A 3,366-nucleotide genomic window follows, 5' to 3' on the forward strand; every position below is an offset into this window, starting at 1 on the left:
ACTTGAAATCCGTCATCGTTCCGTCCGTCCAATCTCCGCCAAGCATGCTCAAGCTTCACGATTTTTGCAACAGAGCCGTGCAAACAGCCATTTTCTGTAATCGTTTACTAATTATGATTTCAACGTTTTTTCAATGATATAAAAAGCAATGCAAATGTTAATCATCTAAAATTTCTGAAAACGTTGTGATCCTAATTCGCTAGCCGACGGTCACCCCTGCGCCGCCCCTCTGACAGCATCACGAAGCCTCCCAACAAGCGACTCGCGCATCCCGAACAACAAACGGCCCGGTCCACCAGAACCGGGCCGTTCATCAGTGATCGTTCAACGATGCCAGCCGTCAGAACTTGGCGCCAACCTCCACGGCCAGAGTGCGGGGCTTCTCGACAAAGCCGAAGAAGTATCCCGGCCCTGCCAGCGGCACCGACGTCGCGTGCGAGTAGGTCAGCGTATTGGTCAGGTTGCGGCCGACCAGCGCGATGCTCCAGCGCGAGGTCTGCAGGGCTACGCGGGCGTCCAGTTTCCAGTAAGCCTGCTGCATGTTCTCCGGCTCGCCGGTGTTCTCCATGAAGTACTTGCTGGAATGCTGCGCAGCACCGCTCAGAGCCAGTTCCCACGGACCGGTGAGCGGAACGGTGTAGTCCGCCGTCAGCGTGAACGCCGCCTTGGGCGCGAAGGCCGTGCGTCGGCCCTTGAGGTTGCAGGCCGGAGACCCGGTGGGCGTCACCCCGCTGACCTCGCCAGCCGTCGCATCGCTCGGGCACTGCGCCCCCGGGAAGTCGAGGAACTTGGAATCGAGGAGCGAGAGACTGCCGCCCAGCGTCAGCCTGTCGATGGGCCGCCAGCGCGCATCCACTTCGATACCGCGCGAACGCGACTTGCCCGCGTTGACGATGTTGAGACCAGCGATGCCATCGAACTGCGATACCTGCAGGTTCTTGAAGTCGTTCTGGAACAGCGCGATGTTGACCTGAAGATTGGCGGCCGGGAACGTCAGCTTTGTGCCCACTTCATAGGCGTTCACGCTCTCGTTCTTGAACACGAAGGCATCGGGAATGCCATCGCCGTTGGAGTCCACGCGGGTCGGCGGGCCTGCGGTAAGCTGCGCCGGCAGGTTGCGCATCTCCATGTCGAAACCACCGGCCTTGAAGCCCTGCTTGAACGAGGCATAGGCCATCACGTCGCGGTTGGGTCGCCAGCGCAGCGTCACGGCGGGCGAGAGGTTGTTCTCCTTCAGCTTGGCGCGATAGTGCAGGTCTTCCGCGATCAGCGGCACGATGGCCGGCGTATCGTCGGACGTGATCCCGCAGGTGGGATGGTTCAGCGGACCTACGCAGACGCGGTGATCGATGTCCTTGCGCTCATTGGTGTAGCGAAGGCCCGCGCTGAGTTCGAGCGTGGGGGTAAAGGCGAAGGTCGCCTCGCCGAACAGCGCGATCGAACGCCCGTTCTGGTCGGACCGCTTGTACCATGTGCCCGAAGGCGGAACGACCGTTCCTGGAGCGGGCGCGGGGAAGCCCGGATAGGGGAAGATGTAAGCAGAATCGTCCTCGATGAATTCAAGGTTCGAACGCTCGAAGTAGGCGCCTGCCACCCACGACAGCTTGTTCTCGCGCGGAGAGGCCAGCCGCAGTTCCTGCATGAAGGTGTTGAACCGCTCATACCGGCGCAGCGTCGCGAACGGCACGTCGGTGTTGTCGATTTCGGAGTAGTTGCGCTGGTTGTGGCGGATATAGCTGGTCACCGAGGTCAGCGTCAGATCGCCGGCATGCCAGTTCGCCGTATTGGTCAGCGCCAGGCCCCGGAAGCGGTCGCCGTTGTCGACCGGATCGATCTGCTCCCCTGTGATCGCGCTGACTACAGCCGCGCTCGCCGGATCGAGGTTGATGCTGGAATTCCGGAAGTTGGCCTTGCAGTCCTCGTGGCTGGCGCCCACCGCAAGCGCGGTGTTGAGCGACGGCGGATCGCCCGCTGCCGGTGCACGCGGCTCGCAGCGGAAGACCTCCGCCGAAGATCCCTTCGTATCGGACTTCACGTAAGTGACGCTCAGCGTGCTGTCGAAATTGCTCGACGGCTCCCAGGTCAGCGTGCCGCGCGTCAGGAACTGGTCGTTGATGGGGCCGTCAGGGCCACCCGGCGCATTGTTCTTGATGTAGCCCTTGGACTCGTCGCTGTAGCGCATCGCGAGGCGTGCCTTGAGCGTATGATCGGCATTGAGCGGCCCGGAAATCGCCCCCTCGATGCTGGCCTGATCGCTTGCCTCGAATTCATAGGCCGCGCGGACATAGGCTTCGAATTCATCCGTCGGCTTCTTGGACGTGATGTTGATCGCGCCGGCCACGGTGTTCTTGCCGAAGAGCACGCCCTGCGGTCCCTTCAGCACTTCCACCCGCTCGATATCCAGCTGACCGGCACGCGCCCAGGCCGCGCGCGAATAGTAGGCGCCATCGACGAACAGACCCACGGTCTGCTCGAAGCCGGGATTGAAGGAGCCCGAACCCACACCGCGCAGATAAGCCGATGTGCCGAGATCCTGAATCACGATCTTGGCGGCAGGAACCAGCTGAACCGCCTCGGACGTCTTGGTGATGCCAAGGTTCGCCAGTCCCTCGCCCGTTACCGCGCTGACCGAAACCGGGACTTCCGAAAGCCGTTCCGCTCGCTTGCGTGCGGTCACGACGATCTCATCTATGCCGCGCGGCGATTCCGCCGCCGTTTCGCCCTGCCCTTGAGGCTGCCCCTGCGGCTGCTCCTGAGCCTGCGCCTGTGCCGCCATCAGCAGCGTCATGGCCGTTGCCGCCATGCTTGTGCTGATCCGAAGTGCGCCGTTTAGAAAACGTGTCGTCTTCATCGTCATCCTCCCCTCTTCCTTGGCTTCGTCCGAACTCGTCTCCCGGATCGAAGCCGCCATGTGTCAGTGCATGATCGCTCCGCCATCGACGAACAGCGTCTGCCCGGTGATAAATCTGCTCTCTTCGGAACTGAGGAAAACCGCGGCATCCGCGACGCTTTCCGGCCCCTGATCCTGCTTGACCGCACGCATCCCCATCAGGAATGCCTTGGCTCCCGCCACCGCCTCGGGCGGCTGCTCTTCCAGCGAAGGTCCATCGACCAAGCCGAGCGCGATCGTGTTGGCAGTGATGCCGCTCGGCCCCAGTTCGCGCGCCAGTGTGTAGGCGAAGGCCACGAGCCCGGCCTTGGACGCAGCATAAGGTGCGATAGGGGCCCCGAAGAACGCGGTGCTGGACCCGATATTGATAATCCGCCCGTAACCCTGCGCTTCCATCACCGGCACGAGTCCGCCATTTCACGACGCGTACGCGTAGCGTTGCCGCGTTCGCATCGCGGCGCTCCTATCACCATACA

General features: G+C 62.2%; 2 protein-coding genes. Both read right to left on the bottom strand.

Annotated features, from left to right (window positions below):
- Positions 1 to 340 precede the first annotated feature (340 nt).
- The gene (locus AC1Q5P_RS21700) at positions 341 to 2,851 is read right to left on the bottom strand and encodes a TonB-dependent receptor (protein WP_492520006.1); all 2,511 of its coding nucleotides are present in this window, start codon (positions 2,849 to 2,851) and stop codon (positions 341 to 343) included.
- Between the two features lie 63 nt (positions 2,852 to 2,914).
- The gene (locus tag AC1Q5P_RS21705; RefSeq protein ID WP_481135856.1) at positions 2,915 to 3,286 is read right to left on the bottom strand and encodes an SDR family oxidoreductase; all 372 of its coding nucleotides are present in this window, start codon (positions 3,284 to 3,286) and stop codon (positions 2,915 to 2,917) included.
- Between the last annotated feature and the right edge of the window lie 80 nt (positions 3,287 to 3,366).

The sequence above is a fragment of the Novosphingobium sp. GW835-FHT14H07 genome (assembly GCF_058793515.1).